Annotated in this window: 14 protein-coding genes; 4 read left to right on the top strand and 10 right to left on the bottom strand. The window is 33.3% G+C overall.

Annotated elements, in window-relative coordinates; translation table 11 throughout:
* Positions 1-100 precede the first annotated feature (100 nt).
* Positions 101-2,236, top strand: coding sequence for a carboxy terminal-processing peptidase (locus GBO31_RS20965; RefSeq protein WP_219010435.1), 2,136 nt, complete (start codon positions 101-103; stop codon positions 2,234-2,236).
* A gap of 9 nt (positions 2,237-2,245) precedes the next feature.
* Positions 2,246-3,358 (top strand): ABC transporter permease, encoded by a 1,113-nt coding sequence (locus GBO31_RS20960; protein WP_219010434.1) that lies wholly within the window; start codon positions 2,246-2,248, stop codon positions 3,356-3,358.
* Between the two features lie 134 nt (positions 3,359-3,492).
* Here the strand turns inward: GBO31_RS20960 and GBO31_RS20955 are convergent, their stop codons facing one another.
* The 3 genes from GBO31_RS20955 to GBO31_RS20945 all read right to left on the bottom strand — a co-directional run bounded on the left by GBO31_RS20955 (position 3,493) and on the right by GBO31_RS20945 (position 7,916).
* Entirely contained in the window at positions 3,493-5,835 is a 2,343-nt protein-coding gene (locus GBO31_RS20955) for a hypothetical protein (protein ID WP_219010433.1), read from the bottom strand.
* A 171-nt stretch (positions 5,836-6,006) separates the two neighbouring features.
* Positions 6,007-6,186: a hypothetical protein gene (locus GBO31_RS20950; protein ID WP_219010432.1), complete on the bottom strand. Its 180-nt coding sequence runs from the start codon at positions 6,184-6,186 to the stop codon at positions 6,007-6,009.
* 134 nt (positions 6,187-6,320) lie between these two features.
* On the bottom strand, positions 6,321-7,916 hold the full coding sequence (locus tag GBO31_RS20945; RefSeq protein WP_219010431.1) for a vitamin K epoxide reductase family protein: 1,596 nt from the start codon (positions 7,914-7,916) through the stop codon (positions 6,321-6,323).
* A 389-nt stretch (positions 7,917-8,305) separates the two neighbouring features.
* Between GBO31_RS20945 and GBO31_RS20940 the strand changes: the two genes are divergently transcribed.
* Positions 8,306-9,103, top strand: coding sequence for a DNA/RNA non-specific endonuclease (locus GBO31_RS20940; RefSeq protein WP_219010430.1), 798 nt, complete (start codon positions 8,306-8,308; stop codon positions 9,101-9,103).
* Between the two features lie 15 nt (positions 9,104-9,118).
* Here GBO31_RS20940 and rodA read toward each other — a convergent pair whose 3' ends face one another.
* From rodA to purH, 6 genes are all read right to left on the bottom strand, one after another.
* Positions 9,119-10,372: a rod shape-determining protein RodA gene (gene rodA, locus GBO31_RS20935; RefSeq protein WP_219010429.1), complete on the bottom strand. Its 1,254-nt coding sequence runs from the start codon at positions 10,370-10,372 to the stop codon at positions 9,119-9,121.
* Positions 10,373-10,375: 3 nt separating this feature from the next.
* Positions 10,376-12,247, bottom strand: coding sequence for a penicillin-binding protein 2 (gene mrdA / locus GBO31_RS20930; protein ID WP_219010428.1), 1,872 nt, complete (start codon positions 12,245-12,247; stop codon positions 10,376-10,378).
* The gene (locus GBO31_RS20925) at positions 12,244-12,750 is read right to left on the bottom strand and encodes a rod shape-determining protein MreD (protein WP_219010427.1); all 507 of its coding nucleotides are present in this window, start codon (positions 12,748-12,750) and stop codon (positions 12,244-12,246) included. Before GBO31_RS20925 ends, mrdA begins: the two co-directional genes overlap by 4 nt.
* On the bottom strand, positions 12,743-13,570 hold the full coding sequence (mreC, locus tag GBO31_RS20920) for a rod shape-determining protein MreC (RefSeq protein WP_219010426.1): 828 nt from the start codon (positions 13,568-13,570) through the stop codon (positions 12,743-12,745). The genes GBO31_RS20925 and mreC overlap by 8 nt, the downstream gene beginning before the upstream one ends.
* 139 nt (positions 13,571-13,709) lie before the next feature.
* On the bottom strand, positions 13,710-14,738 hold the full coding sequence (locus tag GBO31_RS20915) for a rod shape-determining protein (protein ID WP_027393894.1): 1,029 nt from the start codon (positions 14,736-14,738) through the stop codon (positions 13,710-13,712).
* Positions 14,739-14,781: 43 nt separating this feature from the next.
* A complete protein-coding gene (purH, locus tag GBO31_RS20910; RefSeq protein WP_219010425.1) occupies positions 14,782-16,314 on the bottom strand; it encodes a bifunctional phosphoribosylaminoimidazolecarboxamide formyltransferase/IMP cyclohydrolase in 1,533 nt (510 codons plus the stop codon).
* Positions 16,315-16,453: 139 nt separating this feature from the next.
* Here purH and GBO31_RS20905 point away from each other — a divergent pair, with 139 nt between their 5' ends.
* Positions 16,454-17,707 carry an ABC transporter permease gene (locus GBO31_RS20905; protein ID WP_219010424.1) on the top strand — a complete coding sequence of 418 codons (1,254 nt, stop codon included), beginning with the start codon at positions 16,454-16,456 and terminating at the stop codon, positions 17,705-17,707.
* A gap of 264 nt (positions 17,708-17,971) precedes the next feature.
* On the opposite strand, the gene GBO31_RS20900 is transcribed toward GBO31_RS20905, so the two are convergent.
* A partial coding sequence (locus GBO31_RS20900; protein WP_219010423.1) for an Ig-like domain-containing protein occupies positions 17,972-20,633 on the bottom strand: 2,662 nt, incomplete at its 5' end.

Below are 20,633 nucleotides of genomic sequence, written 5' to 3'. Positions count from 1 at the left end.
ATATTTTAGTTCTTTTAAGAAAAATTTAGTATTATTACGTCTTATTGGCACGATTTTTAATGTATTTTGCCAGGAACACCCCTAAATTAATAATGAGCGTATGAAAAAGAGTTTTTTGGTATTGATGCTTACCGTAATTGTGTCAGCTGCTTCCTGCAGTTTTACAACAAAAATTGACAATGACCCTGATAAAGATCGAATACTTATAGATCTGATTAGTTATGTACTAAGTAAAGGTCATTATGATGCAAAAGATATTAATGATGATTTCTCTAGAAATGTTTTTGTTGATTATATCGATGCTTTAGATCCATTAAAGCGATATTTTTACCAAAGAGATATCGAAGAATTCAAAGAGTTTGAAACATTAATTGATGATCAAATTAGAGATAAAGAAATAGATTTCTTTAATCTTACCTATGAAAGATTGCAAAATAGAATGGAAGAAGCAAGATCTTTGTATAAAGAGATTTTGGAACAACCTTTCAATTTCGAGATTGATGAATCCATCAATACGGATTACGAAAAGTTATCGTATGCAAAGAATAGGGAAGAAATGAAAAATCGTTGGAGATTACAATTAAAGTTCAATGCGCTGTCTAGTTATTATGACAAAGTGGATGAGCAAATAGACTCTCTAATGAAAAATAAAAGTTATGAAAGAAAGTCTGCAGTTGTGCTAGAAGAAGAATCCCGTGATATCACTAAATCTTCTTTGAAAGAGTATTTTGAGTTTGCTGACGATCTTCAAAGAAAAGACTGGTTTTCTATTTACATAAATTCTATTGTTGAAGAATTTGATCCTCATACCTATTATTTCGCTCCACAAGACAAAGATAGATTTGATATAGCAATGTCAGGAAAATTAGAAGGTATAGGAGCTAGATTGCAAAAGAAAAATGACAATGTAAAAATTATAGAAATTATTTCTGGAGGACCTGCTTGGAGAGGCAACAAGGTTGAGGTTGGAGATTTTATCATGAAGGTAAAACAAGAAGATGAAGTAGAGCCGGTTAGTATCGTTGGTATGAGATTAGATGATGCGGTTAGTCTTATAAAGGGACCAAAAGGAACTAAAGTAATGCTTACCGTTAAAAAGGTAGACGGAACTATAGAAAATGTTGAAATTGTTAGGGATGTTGTTGAGTTAGAAGAAACATACGCAAAATCTTCTGTTGTAAAGAAAAATGGAAAGAATTTTGGAATTATAAACTTGCCGAAGTTCTATTTTAATATGCAGGACTATAACCAAAGAAATGCGGCTAAAGATGTAAAGCAAGAAATCATACGTCTGAAGCAGCAAGACATGGAAGGTTTGGTAATCGATCTTAGAGATAATGGAGGAGGATCACTACAAACTGTTGTAGATATCGCAGGACTATTTATTGATAAAGGACCAATCGTTCAAGTAAGAACAAAGGGAGAATCTCCAGAGGTGTTAAGTGATAAAGATCGTAATATTTTATGGGATGGACCATTGGTTATCTTGGTAAACGAATTATCTGCTTCTGCTTCTGAAATCTTAGCAGCAGCTATGCAAGATTATAAAAGAGCCATAATTATTGGAAGTAAACAAACTTATGGGAAAGGTACTGTACAAAATGTTATGGATCTTAACAGATGGATGCGTAGTAATGATTTTGGCGACTTAGGAGCATTGAAATTAACAACTCAGAAGTTCTATCGTGTAAATGGAGGATCTACGCAATTAGAAGGTGTGAAAAGTGATGTTGTTGTTCCAGATCGTTATAGCTATATTGATATAGGAGAAAAAGATCAAGAAAACCCTCTTCCTTGGGATAAGATTCCTGCTGCTGATTATAATTTATGGGATGGTTATATAGATTTTGATCAAACTATCAATAAGAGTAAAGCGCGTATGGCTACCAATGAGCAATTGAAATTGATCGATGAAAATGCTAGATGGGTTCGAGAAAAAAGAGATATCAATGAATATTCTCTGAATTATGATAAGTACAAAGCCAATATCGAGCTTAACGAAAAACAAGCTAAGCGTTTTGATCGTTTAAACGATTATAAAACTAATCTTACTTTTGAATCATTGCCATATGAAAAGGATTTAATGAAAAAGGATTCAATTTTAGAAGAAAAAAGAAATAGATGGCATAAAAGCCTGAGTAAGGATGTTTATGTAGAAGAAGCATTAAGTGTTTTAGAAGATATGAAAATTAATAATATTCGTAGATCTAAAAATCCACTTACTCTAAAGAACTAATATGCGTTAATGCAGGAAACAAAATCAAATTCATTAACACAGCTAGCGCTCCAAAGATTTAAGAAAAATTTTTGGGGCGTTTTGAGTTTTTGGTTTATTGGATTATGTGCCATAGTGGCAATTTTAGCATATGTGTTAGCTCCTGATAGTTCGAAAAATGCAAACCAAATGCATTTGTCCATTCATTCTAAAAGCCCAGGTTTTTCAGTAAAAATTGTAACCATTCCTTCTGATGTAGTATCAAATCAATCATTTTTTAGTAGAGTTTTTTTTGGAACTAAAAATATGGATACAGAAATACCTGTCGAATCATATAGCTTTGAAGGCGATGTACTAAATGTTATACCATATACAGAAGGAGAGCTTATAGGTATTACAAAGAAAATAATGTTATCAAGTTTTCCTGATGGTTTGAGTACTGAAGATATCAAGAACGAGTTTATAGAAGAAAGAACTTTTGTTTTAGGTACTGATAAGTATGGAAGAGATATGCTCAGTAGAATGTTAATTGGGATTCGAATATCATTTTCTATAGGTTTTGTAGCCGTACTTATTTCATTGATTTTGGGTATTTTTTTTGGTGCCATTGCAGGTTATTTTGGAGGGAAAATAGATGTATTCGTGATGTGGCTGATTAATGTTACTTGGTCTATTCCTACTTTATTATTGGTAATTGCTATCACACTAGCTTTAGGGAAAGGATTCTGGCAAGTATTTATAGCAGTTGGACTAACAATGTGGGTAGAAGTAGCAAGAGTGGTTAGAGGGCAAGTTTTAAGCATTAAACAAATGCAATATGTTACTGCCGCAAAAGCGTTAGGGTATAATCATTTTAGAATCATCATTAAGCATATACTTCCAAATAGTTTAGCTCCCGTAATAGTTATTTCCGCAGCTAATTTTGCATCTGCAATTTTGATAGAAAGTGGATTAAGTTTTCTTGGGATAGGAGCACAACCACCTATGGCTAGTTGGGGAGCTATGATTAAGGATCATTACTCTTATATAATTTTAGGAAAAGCTTATTTAGCAATAATTCCTGGTCTAGGCATTATGAGCCTTGTAATGGCATTTATGCTCATTGGTAATGCCTTAAGAGATGCTTTAGATGTAAAAGGATAAAACTTAGAATTTTTAGTTGACAATTCATTTACTTTTTCAAAAATATAAAGAGATCAAATAATGAAAACTACCTTGAACATCTTGTTTTCTAAAAACAGTTTTTATTTCTTCTTTATTACTTACATTAAAATAATTTAATTGCTATTCGCATTTTTGTGCGATGTTATAGTGCTAAAAGGCGCTCCTGTTTCGGTATATCCTTCGATATAAAAGAGTAAATCGTGTTTGCCAGGATTCACTAGGGATATTTTATTAAAACCATTTGTATTGGTTTTTACGGAAGGCTCCCAAGCAATAGCAGCAAACTTCTGATAAGAATCACTTTCATAATTGATGTATCTAGGTTGATACGTTTCTTTTTGAAAGGTAAATCCGTTTTTAACTTTAAAGGTTTTAGATGTTTTTAGATGTTTGGGGATTTCAAGTTCTCTTCCGTTTGTAAAAACTAAATGGCTATTTCTTGATCCAAAGCTATTACGTCCACCATGATACAATTCTAATATGTTTTTCATGGAGATTGCTAAACGACCATTCATATAAGTAGCTCGTTTTCCATTCACAAAAAAAAATGCTTTTGAGCCATTGTGATATGTCCAATAATCTCCTGGTGGCTCATTTCCAACTCCATCATGAAAAACTATCCGTAACCCTTCACGAAGTTGAAAATACTGTTCAACGGTTTGATAAGTGTATAAAGTAGAATCGACTTTTACACCAAAACGGCCTCTGGTAAATTTTTCAAATCTCAATTTATCCGATGTAATAATAACTTCATCTAAGACCTCGCCTTCTAACTTTTCTGTAACTGTATTGGTGAAGTTATAATTAGAAAATGGGTTGACTGTATTCGTGTCTATCATTTGATCTAAAGCTGTTACTGATGGTTTCACAGTAAAAAAGAAATTAGCTTTTATAGGTACTCCAGAATTATCAATCGCTGAAAATTCAAACTCTGAACCTGTTTCCAGTACAAGATTTTCCATATGAAAATTATTGTCATCATCCAGTTTAACCATTTTAATACTTTTATTGGCTTTGGAGTATAGCAATACATTTTTTAGTTCTTGCTCTTTGTCTTTATCTAAAGGAACAACATAACCAGAAATTGTCAATCCTTCATTGGAGCTTATTTCTGGAGTTTTCTTATGATTTAAAATGGTATTCCATTGGTATTTACTCCAACCTTGATTAAGAAGTAGTAAATCTAATTCAAAACGTTTTTGATTGTTGTTTTTTTGAAAGTAATATGAAGGGTTTTCTATGGCACCATTTAAAAATGGTTGCAAGTAAACAGAGGCGAATAAATGATCTCGATTGGTGTTCGCAATTGTTGTAAACGGTAAAACTGAAATACTTGTTTGTGTTTTAATAGTCGTGTTGTTTACCTTATTGATAATCGCATAAGTGAGCGTATCGTTAATTTTCGAAGCCTTACTGATAAAAGAATTATTTTCTTGTATACTTTCAAAATTAAAAAATAACCGTTCTACTAAAGGTTTTAAATTTACATCGAATACCGTAATTCTATTTGTTCCAGGAAATAGTTTTTGACTTGGTATGTTTAATACCAATTTTGAATAATCTTTATCAAATTTGGTGGTATAGCTATGAGCTAAGCTTTCTTTGTGAATAGTAATAGTAATCTCCTGGTTGCTATACGTAGCAAGTGATTTTTTATTAGTATTAAGTTCTATTTGTAGTTCACCAGTTTTAAAGTTTTGTTCTAATTTCAAGGCGATTCCTTGTCTATAAATATTTGGTAATTTTTGTTTAAAATTCATTGATTTAGAGCGTAAGAAATAAGATGTGTTTTCCTTTGGCGTAAAGGAAAATTTTCCCATTCCTAAAGTGTTTGTAGCTAGATTGTGCTCTAAAATAGTTCCTTTTTCATCTTCAAGAATTAAATTTTTCAATCGAATGCCCTTACCATCAGCGTTTAAAATTTTGATACCGCAGCTATTCGCTACATCAGAAATTAAATACCCACCTTCTGGTAATATTTGTACATCTAATTTTGTATTGTTTTCAGCTATCTCTTTAGATTCAAGGGTAAAGGAAGGATTAATAATTCTTATGGCTTTGGTAAAAATAGTAGTAGGTTTTGGTTTATTTGGAATGAAAGCTTTTAGGTAATAGGTATTCGTTTCTGTTTGAGGATTTAGTGTAAAGTTGCCATTTGCTTGACCATCTTTAGAATAAAGCAATGATTTTGAAAGAATATTATTATGAGTGTCTGTTAGTTGTACTACAATATTCTTATTGTTTAACTCAATCTTTGAATTCTCTTTTTCAAAGGTATAGATGCTAAACCAAATTGTTTCATCACTTATGTAAGTGTTTTTGTTGCTATGAATATGAAGTACAGCATGTTTTTCTGTGTAAAAATGCTTTAAAGCGTTTTCAATTTTGGAATTAGTTAAGTTTTGAGCATGAATTATTGGACTAAAAGCAAGAAGAAATAAAATAGTGCGATACATAGTTGTGAATTAAAGCGATAGCCATAATTTACAAAAAATGAATGTGTTAGGGTGTTACTTTTGCTAGATTTTAACGAGTAGTATCAATTTACGTTTACCAAATTTTTCAATTTGATAAGAGGAATAAAAAAAGGTTGAAACCAATTCGCTTCAACCTTTTCAAATAATTTTTTAGAAACAAGGAGGACCTTGTACCCAAGTTGTTCCATTATGGTAACAACAACTTAGTGCTGGATTGCATCGTCTTCTAACGTTACCTGGTTTTTCTAAAATTAGAATCCCTCCATGCACATCTTTTTGTTGTGACTTGGACAATGGTTTTGCTCCTGTCAATTTTTTAATTTGTTTCATGACTGTATGGTTTAAGAGTTTAAAAAAATTCCCCGAAAGTTTTAAGACATTCGGGGATATGTCTGAGTGAGTGTGTGAAGAAAAAGAGTACTGTATAATACGTCTTTTAAAAAATACTTGAGAACCTAATAAGATTAAGCCTCAATAGCCTGGTTTTCTACATCATAATCTTGTTCTTGTTGGTTTTCTATCATCATGCTAGTAAAATGAAAAAATTCATCATAACTATACTTTTTAGGATAAATGGATGTATTCATCAATGTGGCAGGAGTATAAAATAAATTGTTTTTTTCTGCCCATTCAGATTGACTTTTCAATACATTAATGTGTTGTTCGTTATTATTGGGAGCACCGTATTTTTTAATCCAAGTGCTAAATGTTCTATCATTAAACCATTCACTATAGGCACTTATAAAACTAGCAGATCCATCTTTATCATAAATTTCCATCAGACGCAAGCTTATTTGTGTAGCTTGATTGCTAAGGTCGTCTAAGGAAACTTTTAAACGTATAATTACTTGAAGTTGATCGCTCATTGTTCTTAGAACTCGTGCATACGCTTCAAAAGCTCCTTTACAATATCCGCACATAGGATTGGTGGAACTAATAATCTTAAAATCTGAATTCGGATTTCCAAGAATGATTTCACCTTCAATCGTTCTGTTGTCTTCAATTTTTTCAGAAATACTTAATAAGTGATTAAATATTTGTCGATCTCTTTTAAAATGATTGAGTTTTACATTTTCGCTTTTGTAATCTTTATTTTCAACCATATACTCCTTAACATATATGTAAGCCAACATGCTTAATGCAGAAATCATTATAAAACTTGCAATAGGCGCTACTGAAAAACTAAATGGAAGGCTTATAAGAGCAACTGCAATCAATCCAGCAGAAATTGCGCTGATCGCAATACAAATAGCACACCATTTTTTTATAATAAAAGCTTGCGAATATAAAGAGTATACAATAAAAGGAATTCCTATTAAGGTTGGTAATAGTAAAGTGCTATTAAAACCATAGAACAATTGATAAATAGTAAGGATGCCAAAGAAAGCTATACTTGCATCAGCTAAAGAAAAATTCTTTAGTAATTTACCGGTAGTATTGTTAATTACATCTCCACAATTAGTGTTTCCAACAGTAGTACAGAATTGATGCATAGTGTTGGATTGAATTCCTAAACTTTCACGTACAGCAAAAAGACTAAAAACAATACCTGTAATAGAAAGTAGTAAAAAGACAATTTGATAAATATCAAAAGGCCTATAGAAAAGTGATCCAACAGCTCCAACTAAAAGAGCACCAAATAATATATTTTGGATTATGGATTCTTTAGCGAAAAGAGATTTACCTCCTGTATTATGTTCTACAGCAATTACTTTAGGAACCCAAGTCTCCTTGAATTCTTCATAAGAAAATTTCTTTTTTTTGAGATCCGTATGTTTCAGCTGAATACTTCCGTTTTTATTAATTACAGAAACAATCTCTTCAGTATGATCGTTTTGAACTAATGAAACAAAACTTTCGGGAAGTTGATCTAACGCCTCTTTTGGGACTTCAACAGCAATATTATCAATATCAAAATAATCTAAAGTATCGGTGATGGATTGGAAACTTGGGTAATTAGGATGGATTTGTAGTTGTAGTTCTAAATCCTTTTTATCATAATTACTTATCCGATTCTGGATGAGTACCGTTTCTACTATTTTTTCAATGCTATTTTTCATGGATACTTAAGATGTTTTGTTCTGTTAAATATACTAAAGTTAGGCGCGTCCAACCTTTATTTAGTAATTTTTATAAAAGTATTAATTTTTCAAAAAACTTTTATTCACAACAAAAAGCTTCGTAAAATAGAAATTTTAGGAGATTCTCTTGATGAGGATTTTGCATAAAATTACAATGTAATAACCGTAATATCTTATTTTTAACTGTTTAAAAACTTGACTTACAAACGATTATGATTTTATGTATTGGCCTTTTACTCTTCTTTTGTATATGTTAAAGTTTAGATTATGCACTTAATATTTGATGGTCATCCTGTATTTGTAATTCGTTTTGATACTTTTGCGAAGCATTTTACCTAATTCATTGAGGATATAAAAACACATTGCTCTTGAAAAGAAAATACATATACCCGTTATTAGTTTTAATTGTGACGATAGGCTTTTATTATGCAGAAATGTATATTGATACAAAAGATAATACCTTGCAAAAGAATTCGGAGAAAAAGGAACTTAGTTTTTTTTATCTGCCAACATCAACAACGGGTACTATAATTACTCATAAAAATTATGCTTTATCCTATTCTGAAAAACATGAGCAAGCAGAATGGGTTGCTTATGAATTGAAAAGAGAGCATTTATCTGGTCAAGAATTTAAAAGACCCTTTTTTGAAATGGATAAAAAAGTTAGGTCTTCTTCTGCGGATTGGCGCAATTATAAAAATTCTGGATATGATAAGGGACATTTATGTCCAGCAGGAGATAGGAGGTTTGACTATAATGCTTTTAAAGAAACATTTCTTACTTCTAATGTTTCCCCTCAAAATCATGAGTTTAATGCAGGAATTTGGAATAAACTAGAGCAAAAAACTCGCTATTGGGCCAAGAAATATGATGGAGTTTATGTGGTGACAGGTGGAGTTTTGTCTGATGACCTAAAGACTATTGGTTATGAAGCGGTTTCTGTTCCGAATTATTTTTTTAAAGTTATTTTAGATAAGAGTACGTCTAATCCTAAAATGATTGCATTTTTGGTTCCTCATAAGAAAACCAATAAATCTCTTAAGAGTTTTGTTGTGACTACTGACGAATTAGAAAAATTAACTGGAATTGATTTTTTTTCAAAATTACCTGATGATTTAGAAAAAAGATTGGAAATGTCTAAGGTTATAGATAATTGGAAGTTTTAATACGACTTTAATATGTTACCATTCATTTACTCGATTTGCATCAAGTTTAATAAATATGAATAGTAATAAAGTGAACCCCCATAAACCTGATCCTCCATAGCTGAAAAATGGTAAAGGAATACCTACAGTTGGAAGTAATCCAGTAACCATCCCGACATTTATTACAAAATGTATAAACAAAATACCAACTACACTATAGCCATAAACTCGACTAAATYGAGTTTTTTGTCTTTCGGCTAAGTATAATAATCGTATGAGTAATCCTACAAATAAAATAACAACCGCTGTAGCACCAAGAAAACCCCATTCTTCGCCAACAGTACTGAATATATAATCAGTATGTTGTTCTGGTACAAATCCACCTTTGGTTTGAGTTCCTTCTTTCCATCCTTTTCCAGTCCAACCGCCACTTCCAATTGCAATTTGACTTTGATTTGTATTATATCCAATACCTTTGGAGTCAACTTCCTTTCCTAAAACAATATTAAAACGATCTCTATGTCTCTGTTCAAAAACATTATTGAAAATGTAATTAACAGAAAAACAAAATGCTGTTATTACGATAATTGCTAATAGGTATCTTGAGTATTTAGGTTTTTGTTTTCTGTTTTTAATTAATAAGAGAATCATTATTAATGCAATACTTAGTATAACCCATAAAGGGGTAAATAAAAGTGTTAGTATAAACAAAGTTGCGGCCGATGCACCTATAATCAGATAGGTAGCGGCAAGCCCCTCTCTATACAAGGGGAAGAAAAAAGCGGCGTATACCAAGGCACTTCCTGGATCGGGTTGAGGTATAATAAATAAAGCAGGTAAGGCAATAATTAAAAATGCTTTTAACTGATGATTGATTGAATTAATATTTGTTTGCATATCGCTTAAGAATTTAGCGATTGCTAATGCAGTAGCAGCCTTTGCAAATTCTGATGGTTGTAATCCTACTGGCCCAAAACCATACCAAGAAGTAGCACCATTTACATTCTTACCAAATAGAAACAATCCTAAAAGCGATACTAATGAAATAACGTATATTAATCCAGCAAATCGTTCATAAAATTTAGTTTCGATTGCCTGTGTTATTACTACGATCACGACACTTAATGCAATCCAGTATAATTGCTTAATATAAGGTTTAGAAAGATCTGTTATAGAAAATTGTTCATCTCCGTAAGAAGCAGAGTAAATATTAAGCCACCCAAAACCAACAAGTAATAAAAATAATAGTACTGTTAACCAATCTATAGTTCCAAGGGTAGATTTAGGCATAGCTTATTGATTAATTTTAAATGGTTCCCCGCTGTAAGGCTTTGCATACTCCTCTTCTAAGCTATGTGTAAGTACCCAATCTTCTAAATCAGTTCTAGAGATCGTTCCCTTGATATATTTTTCTATCAATAAGGTGGCAATCCTACCTCCATACCTGGACCCCCAATACCCGTTTTCTACAAAAACACATAAAGCGATTTTTGGATTGTCTTTGGGAGCAAAGGCTACAAAAACTGAGTGATCAGTAAGCTGAGTGCGGACACCATCAATTTTAGTGTAATTTTCTGCAGTCCCGGTTTTTCCGCAGATTTCAATTCCTTCTGCTCTTAAAGTTGCTGCTGTACCTTGTACATAAACTTGATGCATTCCTTCGATTACAGGTTCAAAATGCTGAGGATCTATTGTAGTACGTTTGGGATTAATAAAATTATCATTGGTAATCGGTTTACCATCTATACCCTTAAGAATATGAGGAGTGTAATAAAAACCTCTATTTGCTATGGCAGCGGTCATATTGGCTAATTGTATAGGGGTTGTGAGAACCTCACCTTGACCAATCGCATTAGAAATCGTGGCTGTGGAATACCATTTGTATTTAGGGTATTGATATATTTTATTGTAGTATTTGGAGTCGGGTACTTTTCCTTTGCTACCCGTAGATAGGTCATTCCCTAAATAGTTGCCAAGACCAAAGCTTTCAACATGTCTTTTCCAATTATCAATTCCTTCTTGAGGAGTGTCATATTTCTCAATTACTCTTCTATATACATTGGCAAAGTAAGAATTACAAGAATGTGCAATTCCAGGAATCATGCTCAATGGCCCACCATGATAATGACATCCTAACTTTTGTCCTTGTTTACCATAATAATATCCGCCACTGCAGCCAAAGGTTTCAGTTGTCGTTACTACGCCTTCCTGTAGTGCAATAAGAGCATTTACAGCCTTAAATGGTGAACCTGGAGGGTATTCTCCTTTTACACCACGATCAAATAATGGTCTCGCAATCGTATCGTAGTATAATTTAGTAAAGTTTGGAGATCTTTTTCTTCCTACTAATAATTCAGGTTTATATGTTGGAGCAGTAATTAGAGCTAAAATTTCTCCTGTGGATGGTTCTAGTGCTACAATACCACCACGTTTATTAGCCATAAGCTTTTGTCCATACTCTTGAAGTTCTGAATCAATAGTAATAGTAAGATCATTACCATTAACTGGGAGTGTATCATATTTACCATTTTTGTAGGGACCGATATCGCGATTAAAACGATCTTTTTGGATTCTTTTGATTCCTTTTACTCCTCTTAATTGATTTTCGTATTGCTTTTCTACACCATCAATACCAATAAGGTCTCCTGATAAATAATATGGATCTTTTTTTATAAGTGCCTCATTTACCTCGCCAATGTAGCCTAAAACATTTGCAGAATGGGGAATTTGATAATCTCTAAGAGAACGTTTTTGGATATAAAAACCATCAAATTTTCTCATTTTTTCCTGTAAATAGGCATACTCATCTTTTGTTAACTGGGGAATAACTACTGATGGGACTCTAGGAGAATATACTCTGGCTTTTTCTAATTGTTTGTTTAGCTTTTCTTTTGTTATTTTTAAGATAGAACAAAATTCTAAAGTGTCAAATGGCTTTAATTCTCTTGGGATTACCATTACATCGTATGATGGTTGATTGGTTACTAATAGCTTGCCATTTCTATCGTAGATTGCTCCTCTTTGCGGATAGTCATAAAGAACTTTGATAGCATTATCTTCAGATAAAGCAGCAAATGAAGTGTTATAGATTTGTAAATAAAATAACCTCCCGATAAATACAATACCAGTACTTATAATTATCAAATAGAGTAATAATTTTCTCATGAATCTTTTCTTCTAAATAATATCAAAACAAGCATAATCACTAGGATAGAGAATAAGCTAGAAAATAACGTTTTTTTTGCAATTAATAGTGTGTGAGAAAAGTTAAATATTTCTAAGATAAAAAGTATGATATGATGTATAAATACCATTAGTGTGACATAAGCTAATCGTTGCCCAAAATTAACCTTGCTTAATTTTACTGTTTGAAACTCATAGCTTAACCCAAAAATTGATCGAAGAACAATTGGTCTTAAGTATGCAATAGTAATGCAAGCAGTGGCATGTATTCCACCAGAATCTCCAAATAAATCAATCGTCAGTCCCAGAATAAAACTTAAAAAAAGGAATAAGCTTTTATTAATATTGATTGGAGAAAGCAGGATGAAAATAATATAGATATATGGGTTTAGATATCCAGCAAAATTAATATGATTAAGAATAAACACCTGAACTAAAACCAAGCTTAAAAACCTGCTGATATATAAAAGAATATTATTATTCATTGGTTTTTGTATTTTCTAAAGATCTAATTTCGGCGGCATCATTACTTTTTATCGCATAAACAAAACCAATATCCGTCATATCATTGAAAAGAAGGACATCAATCAAAAAATAACTTTGATTCTGATCTAATTCATAATTAAGTATTGTCCCAATTTGTATTCCACGAGGAAAGATAGTAGAACGTCCATTAGTAATTATAGTATCTCCTTTTTTTAGATTCGCTTGCCTAGGTACAGTTTCCAGCTGAACAATATTTGGATCTTTACCATTCCATACTAATGATCCATATTGGTTGGATTTCTTTAAACCAGCATTTATTCTTGAATTACTATTTAGGATAGAAATTACCCTGCTATAATTAGTAGAAGTGTTTTCTACTATACCAATAATCCCTTTGTCAGTAATAACTCCCATATCTGGTTCTACCCCATCTTTTTCACCTTTATTGATAAGGATGTAATTATCTATTTTGCTATAATCATTTTTATATACATTACCTTTAATAAAATGATATGGTTTGTCAAATGATGTTGTATCTGTATAATTTGTTGTAATGGTATCTGTAGTAAAAAGACTTAATTGATTACGCAGTTCCTCATTCTCTTTTAATAACCTTTCATTGTCACTTTTAAGCCCAAAATAATTACTAATTGAGTATCTCCAACCATAAACTCCTCCTGTAAAGAAATTCGTAGAGCTGATAAATTTACTTTTGTGATAGCTATGAGATTGAATGGTTAAAATCAACGATATAAACAAGAGCAACAGGAATAATAAGAAGTTTTTATTCCGTATCAAAAAATTAATAATTTGCTGCATACTTTATCGAGGTACTAAATTCTATCTATAGTAAAACAATCTATTATACCACCTTATTAACGTAAGTATAAATGATCAAAGCAGAATAACGTAAAAATTACTTTTTAGGTATATTCCAATTTGTTTTTTCTAAAAAATATTATTTAATCAGTACACTTTTGTATCGATTAATATTTTTTAGAGTAATACCTGTTCCTCTTACAACTGCCCTCAAAGGATCTTCAGCAATATAAACAGGTAAATCGGTTTTTTGAGATAATCTTTTGTCTAAGCCTCTTAACATGGAACCTCCTCCGGCAAGATAAATTCCAGTGTTATAAATATCTGCGGCCAGCTCAGGAGGTGTCTGTGATAATGTTTCCATTACAGCATCTTCGATTCTAAGAATCGATTTGTCCAAAGCTTTTGCTATTTCACGGAATGAAATTTGAACTTGTTTTGGTTTTCCGGTTAGAAGATCACGTCCTTGAACGTTCATTTCTTCAGGAGGTAACTCTAAATCTTCAGTAGCTGCTCCAATTTGTATTTTGATTTTTTCTGCAGTGCGTTCTCCAACATATAAATTATGTTGAGTTCTCATATAATAGATGATGTCATTGGTAAATACATCACCTGCAATTTTTACTGATTTGTCACATACAATTCCACCCAAAGCGATAACCGCAATTTCGGTTGTACCACCACCTATATCTACGATCATATTTCCTTTAGGTTGCATAATATCTACTCCAATACCAATAGCCGCAGCCATTGGTTCGTGAATTAGGTATACCTCTTTTCCGTTAACACGTTCTGCACTTTCTTTTACAGCTCGCATTTCTACTTCGGTAATACCTGATGGTATACATATAACCATTCTAAGAGCTGGAGTAAAGATTTTCTTCTTTAATGCAGGAATATCTTTGATAAACATGCTTATCATTTTCTCACTAGCATCAAAGTCCGCTATTACTCCATCTTTTAGAGGCCTAATTGTTTTTATATTTTCGTGAGTCTTTCCTTGCATCATCGCCGCTTCTTTACCAGCAGCAATTATTTTTCCAGACATAATATCTCTGGCAACTATGGATGGACTATCCACCACCACTTTGTCATTATGAATAACTAAGGTATTTGCGGTACCTAAATCTATAGCAATTTCTTCAGTAAAGAAGTCGAAAAATCCCATATAAAACAATAAAAAGGGTTAGAATTGAGTAAATGTACTAAAATTAATGCTTAAAATGACGTGTTCCTGTCATTACCATTGCAATTCCGTTTTGATCACAATAATCGATGCTTAATTGATCTTTAATAGAACCACCAGGTTGTATTACCGCCTTGATTCCAGCTTTATCTGCTAATTCAACACAGTCAGGAAATGGGAAAAAGGCATCGCTAGCCATCACTGCACCATTAAGATCAAAATTAAATGAATTTGCTTTTTCTACGGATTGCTTTAAAGCATCTACGCGAGAAGTTTGTCCAGTTCCGCTTGCTAAAAGTTGCTTATCTTTAGTAAACACAATAGTATTAGATTTTGTATGCTTACATATTTTAGAAGCAAACAACAAATCTTCTACTTGAGCTTCTGTTGGAGCTACTTTTGTAACTGTATTTAAGTCTTCTTTAGCATCTGTTTTTAAATCTTTATCCTGTACTAAAGATCCATTCAAACACGAACGTACTTGAGTGCTTGGAAGCTCTATGTCTTTTTGTATTAAAATAATTCTATTTTTCTTTCCTTTTAATACTTCTAAAGCTTCTGAACTATAGGAAGGGGCAATCACTACTTCACAAAAAAGTTTGTGAATCTCTTCGGCTGTGGCAACATCAATTTCAGAATTACTTATTAAAATACCTCCAAAAGCAGAAACAGGATCACCAGCTAAAGCGTCTACATAAGCCTCATGTATAATAGATCTTTGCGCAAGACCACAAGCATTGTTGTGTTTCAAAATAGCAAATGTAGGATTCTCTCCTTTGAATTCATTCATTAGATTAACAGCAGCATCAACATCGAGTAAGTTGTTGTATGATAATTCTTTACCATGTAATTTATCAAACATAGCATCAAAATCCCCGAAGAAAAAGCCTTTTTGATGTGGATTTTCTCCGTAACGAAGTGTTTTACCTTTAGTCTCGCTAATCTTTAAAGATGCTATCTCCTGATCACTGTTGAAATAATTAAAAATAGCACTGTCGTAATGTGAAGATACATTGAATGCTTTTGCAGCAAAACGTTTTCTATCTTCTAAGGATATGCTACCATTTCCTTCAGAAATAATATCTAAAAATTCAGCATAATCATCTACAGATGCAACACAAGTAACATCTGCAAAATTCTTAGCAGCAGCTCTAATTAGAGAAATTCCTCCAATATCAATTTTTTCAATGATATCTTGTTCAGAAGCACCAGAGGCAACTGTTTTTTCAAAAGGATATAAGTCAACTATAACAATGTCAATCTGCGGAATTTCATATTGAGCTAGTTCAGCAACATCGCTATCATTATTTTGACGATTTAGAATTCCTCCAAATACCTTTGGGTGTAATGTTTTAACTCTTCCACCAAGAATTGACGGATACGAAGTAATATCTTCTACCGGAACCACATCTACTCCTTGTTCTTTTATAAACTTTTCCGTTCCACCAGTAGAATAAATAGTAATTCCAAGTTCATCTAATTTTTTAACGATTGGGGCTAATCCGTCTTTACTAAATACAGAAATTAAAGCAGATTTAGCAGTTTTTGTGTTGCTCATAACAATGTTTAGTTGATAAAACGCAAAAGTAGCAATTTAGTTACCAATTAGACAACCCATTGTTAGTAATTGTTTTAGATATTTTGTAACAAAATTATTCAGAAAACGTCCTATCTTTATATTGTTCAAAAATCAGCATATGCTTATCTATCTAAGAGTACTTAAGGAGAGTTTTAATTTTGCGGTTAATGCTTTAAAAAACAATAAGTTAAGAACGTTTCTTTCGTTGTTGGGCGTAACCATTGGTATTTTTTCCATCATTGGAGTACTTGCCGCAGTAGATTCTTTAGAAAAAGAAATAAAAGGAAGTATCAGTTCTTTAGATAATAGCACTATTTACCTTACTCGAGTGTCATTTGGTCCTACAGATGTGCCAGATTGGAAAAGAGAGCAATTTCCTGATGTAACCTTTGAAGAATATCAGAATGTAAAAAGAACAATGCCTGACTTGAAAGCGATCAGTTTCTTGTTAAATGTTGGGCAAGAGACCTTAAAATATAATGACAAAAGCATCAGTAATGTAAGTATGGCTCCAGTTACTAATGATTATTATGATATTGAAGAATTACAGGTAGTAAAAGGTAGATTTTTTAATGAGCAAGAATCTGTTGGTGGAGCTCCAGTAGTAGTGATAGGGGATGAGATAGCAAAAAGTTTATTTGGAGATAGTGATCCAATTGGAAAAAAAATACGTGTGTATGGTAGAAAATTCAGTGTTATTGGCGTGCTAAAAAAAGAAGGAAGTGGCCTTTTTGGAGATTCGAAGGATACCGCAGCAATACTTCCTGTTAATTTGGTAAGAAGAATCTATGGAGATAATAACAAGTTCACGTTTCCTATGATTATCTTGAAACCAGAATCTGGAATTGATACTCCAGAATTTATAGCCACTTTAACTCAAAAAGTGCGCTCTTACAGAGGTTTAAAACCCGGTGAAATTGATAACTTTTTTGTAAATCAATTACAAGGTTTTACCGATTTTATCGATAATATAACTGGTACTATGTCACAAATAGGAGGGTTCATAGGAATGTTCTCACTTTTGGTAGGTGGTTTTGGGATTGCCAATATCATGTTTGTGAGTGTAAAAGAACGTACTAATTTAATAGGTATTCAGAAGGCTTTAGGAGCAAAGAAAAAATTTATATTACTTCAATTTTTATTTGAAGCTGTTATTCTTGCGATTTTTGGTGGGTTAATAGGATTAGTATTAGTGTGGTTAATTTCAAAAGGAGCCTCTCAATTTACAGGCGATTTTGAATTTATACTTTCCTCTTCCAATATGTTTTGGGGAATGTTTTGGTCTACATTAATAGGACTGATAGCTGGAATATTTCCAGCATGGATGGCAGCAAGATTGGATCCTGTAGAAGCTATTAGAACTGGAATGTAGTTTTGATGTATTTATACAAAACGAAATAATAGGTATATGTTCATACCTAATGCAATTAATATAAGAATTAGAACTGCTATTGGAATTACTCTCATCATTTTATCTTTCTTTCTATTTGGGGTCATTAAATTTGTTATCATAGGAACAAAGATACTGTGAAAGAGTGCTTAAGGAAATAGGTGAAAATACTTGATTATGAAATTATAAAAAGGGTTGAAAATAAAATTCTCAACCCTTTTTATGTACTAGGAATTTATTAGAATATTATTCTTTAATTATTCTTTTTGTGGTACTGCCAGTTTCCGAATAAATAATCATTAGATATATAYCGGAACGTATTACAGAAATATCAACAGTATTTATAATAGAATTATTATTTAGTTCCTGAGCGACAATTACTTTCCCTAGAACGTCAAAAACTTCAATGTTTTTTAAGTTTAAATTGGTTGCCCCTGATATATTAATAATGTCTTTAGATGGTACTGGGAAAATGGTTACCCCTTTCTCAAGTATTTCATCATTAATACTTAGTACATTGTCATACATAATACTAAATTGGGATGCAGCTGTATTTCCATTACCAAAAGAATCGTTTGCTACGTTTTCGGCTATGTCGGCTGTAATTGTAAAAGGTCCAGTTCCAGCAGGTGTAATCTCTGCTGTATAGGTAGTTCCAGAACCTGAAAAATTAGAAATACTTCCATTAACAATAGTTATTTCGGTACTCATAAACCCAGTAACACTTTCGCTAAATGTTATAGTAATAGGAATAGGATTGGCAGCTGTAGGAGAACTTTCAGTAGAAGTAATACTCACTGTAGGTCTCATGGTTTCTTTAGTCTCAGTATCAGTAACCATGCTACCGGTATTTCCGTTAACATCTGTAAGTGTTACACTGAGTGTAATAGTCCCGTCGGGCAATCCGCTTAAGTCAATTCCAGTTATTTGATCAGTAGCCGTTGCAATCACTCCTGAATCACTCACAGATCCAGCTCCGCCGGAAGATGTGAATGTATAATTGTAAGTAGCTCCTACTTCAGCACCTGCAAAAGTGAAACTTACAGCGTTTTCATTTCCGGAATTAATAGGACTTTGGTCGATTGAAACAGAGTATCCTGTTGGAGATCCTGTGTCTTTTGTTTCAGTATCTGTAGCTGCACTACCTGTATTTCCACTTGTATCAGTCAATGTTGCACTAAGTGTAATGGTTCCATCAGGCAATCCGCTTAGGTCGATTCCTGTTATTTGATCAGTCATCGTTGCAATCACTCCAGAATCACTCACCGATCCAGCTCCGCCAGAAGATGTGAATGTATAGTTATAGGTTGCACCCACTTCAGCACCTGCGAAAGTGAAACTTACAGCATTTTCGTTCCCAGAGTTAATAGGGCTTTGGTCAATTGAAACAGTATATCCCATTGGAGATCCTGATTCTTTCGTTTCAGTATCCGTAGCTGCGCTACCAGTATTTCCATTTGTATCTGTAAGTGTTGCACTAAGTGTTATGGTTCCATCAGACAATCCACTTAGGTCAATTCCAGTTATTTGATCAGTCATCGTTGCAATCACTCCAGAATCAGTCACAGATCCGGCTCCGCCAGAAGAAGTGAATGTATAGTTATAAGTAGCACCCACTTCAGCACCTGCGAAAGTGAAACTTACTGCGGTTTCATTTCCGGAGTTAATAGGACTTTGGTCGATTGAAACAGTATATCCCATTGGGGATGCTGTTTCTTTGGTTTCAGTATCTGTAGCTGCGCTACCGGTATTTCCGTTTGTATCTGTAAGTGTTGCACTAAGTGTAATGGTTCCATCAGTTAATCCGCTGAGATCAATTCCTGTTATTTGATCAGTAGCTGTTGCGATTACTCCAGAATCAGTTACAGATCCGGCTCCGCCAGAAGATGTGAATGTATAGTTATAAGTAGCACCCACTTCAGCACCTGCGAAAGTGAAACTTACAGCGTTTTCATTTCCAGAGTTAATTGGGCTTTGATCGATTGAAACAGTATATCCCGTTGGGGATGCTGTTTCTTTCGTTTCAGTATCCGTAGCTGCACTACCAGTATTTCCATTTACATCCGTAAGTGTTGCACTAAGTGTTATGGTTCCATCGGCTAATCCGCTGAGGTCGATTCCGGTTATTTGATCAGTAGCTGTTGCAATCACTCCGGAATCAGTCACAGAACCAGCTCCACCAGATGAGGTAAATGTATAGTTATAAGTAGCACCCACTTCAGCACCTGCGAAAGTGAAACTTACAGCGTTTTCATTTCCAGAGTTAATAGGACTTTGATCGATTGAAACAGCGTATCCAGTTGGAGCACCAGTGTCTTTGGTTTCAGTATCTGTAGCTGCGCTACCGGTATTTCCGTTTGTATCTGTAAGTGTTGCACTAAGTGTAATAGTACCATCAGCTAATCCACTGAGGTCAATTCCTGTTATTTGATCAGTAGCTGTTGCAATGACTCCAGAATCAGTCACAGATCCGGCTCCACCAGAGGATGTGAATGTGTAGTTATAAGTAGCACCCACTTCAGCACCTGCGAAAGTGAAACTTACAGCGTTTTCGTTCCCAGAGTTAATAGGACTTTGGTCAATTGAAACAGAGTATCCCGTTGGGGATGCTGTTTCTTTCGTTTCAGTATCCGTAGCTGCACTACCAGTATTTCCATTTACATCCGTAAGTGTTGCACTAAGTGTAATAGTACCATCAGCTAATCCGCTGAGGTCGATTCCAGTTATTTGATCAGTAGCCGTTGCAATTACTCCAGAATCAGTCACAGATCCAGCTCCGCCAGAAGAAGTGAATGTATAGTTATAAGTAGCACCTACTTCAGCACCTGCGAAAGTGAAACTTACAGCGTTTTCATTCCCAGAGTTAATAGGGCTTTGATCGATTGAAACAGAATATCCAGTTGGAGAG

Source organism: Aquimarina litoralis (genome assembly GCF_019295435.1).
GTDB lineage: Bacteria > Bacteroidota > Bacteroidia > Flavobacteriales > Flavobacteriaceae > Aquimarina > Aquimarina litoralis_A.
The sequence above is the reverse complement of the archived record's forward strand: the minus strand, read 5'-3'. Positions and strand labels throughout refer to the sequence as shown.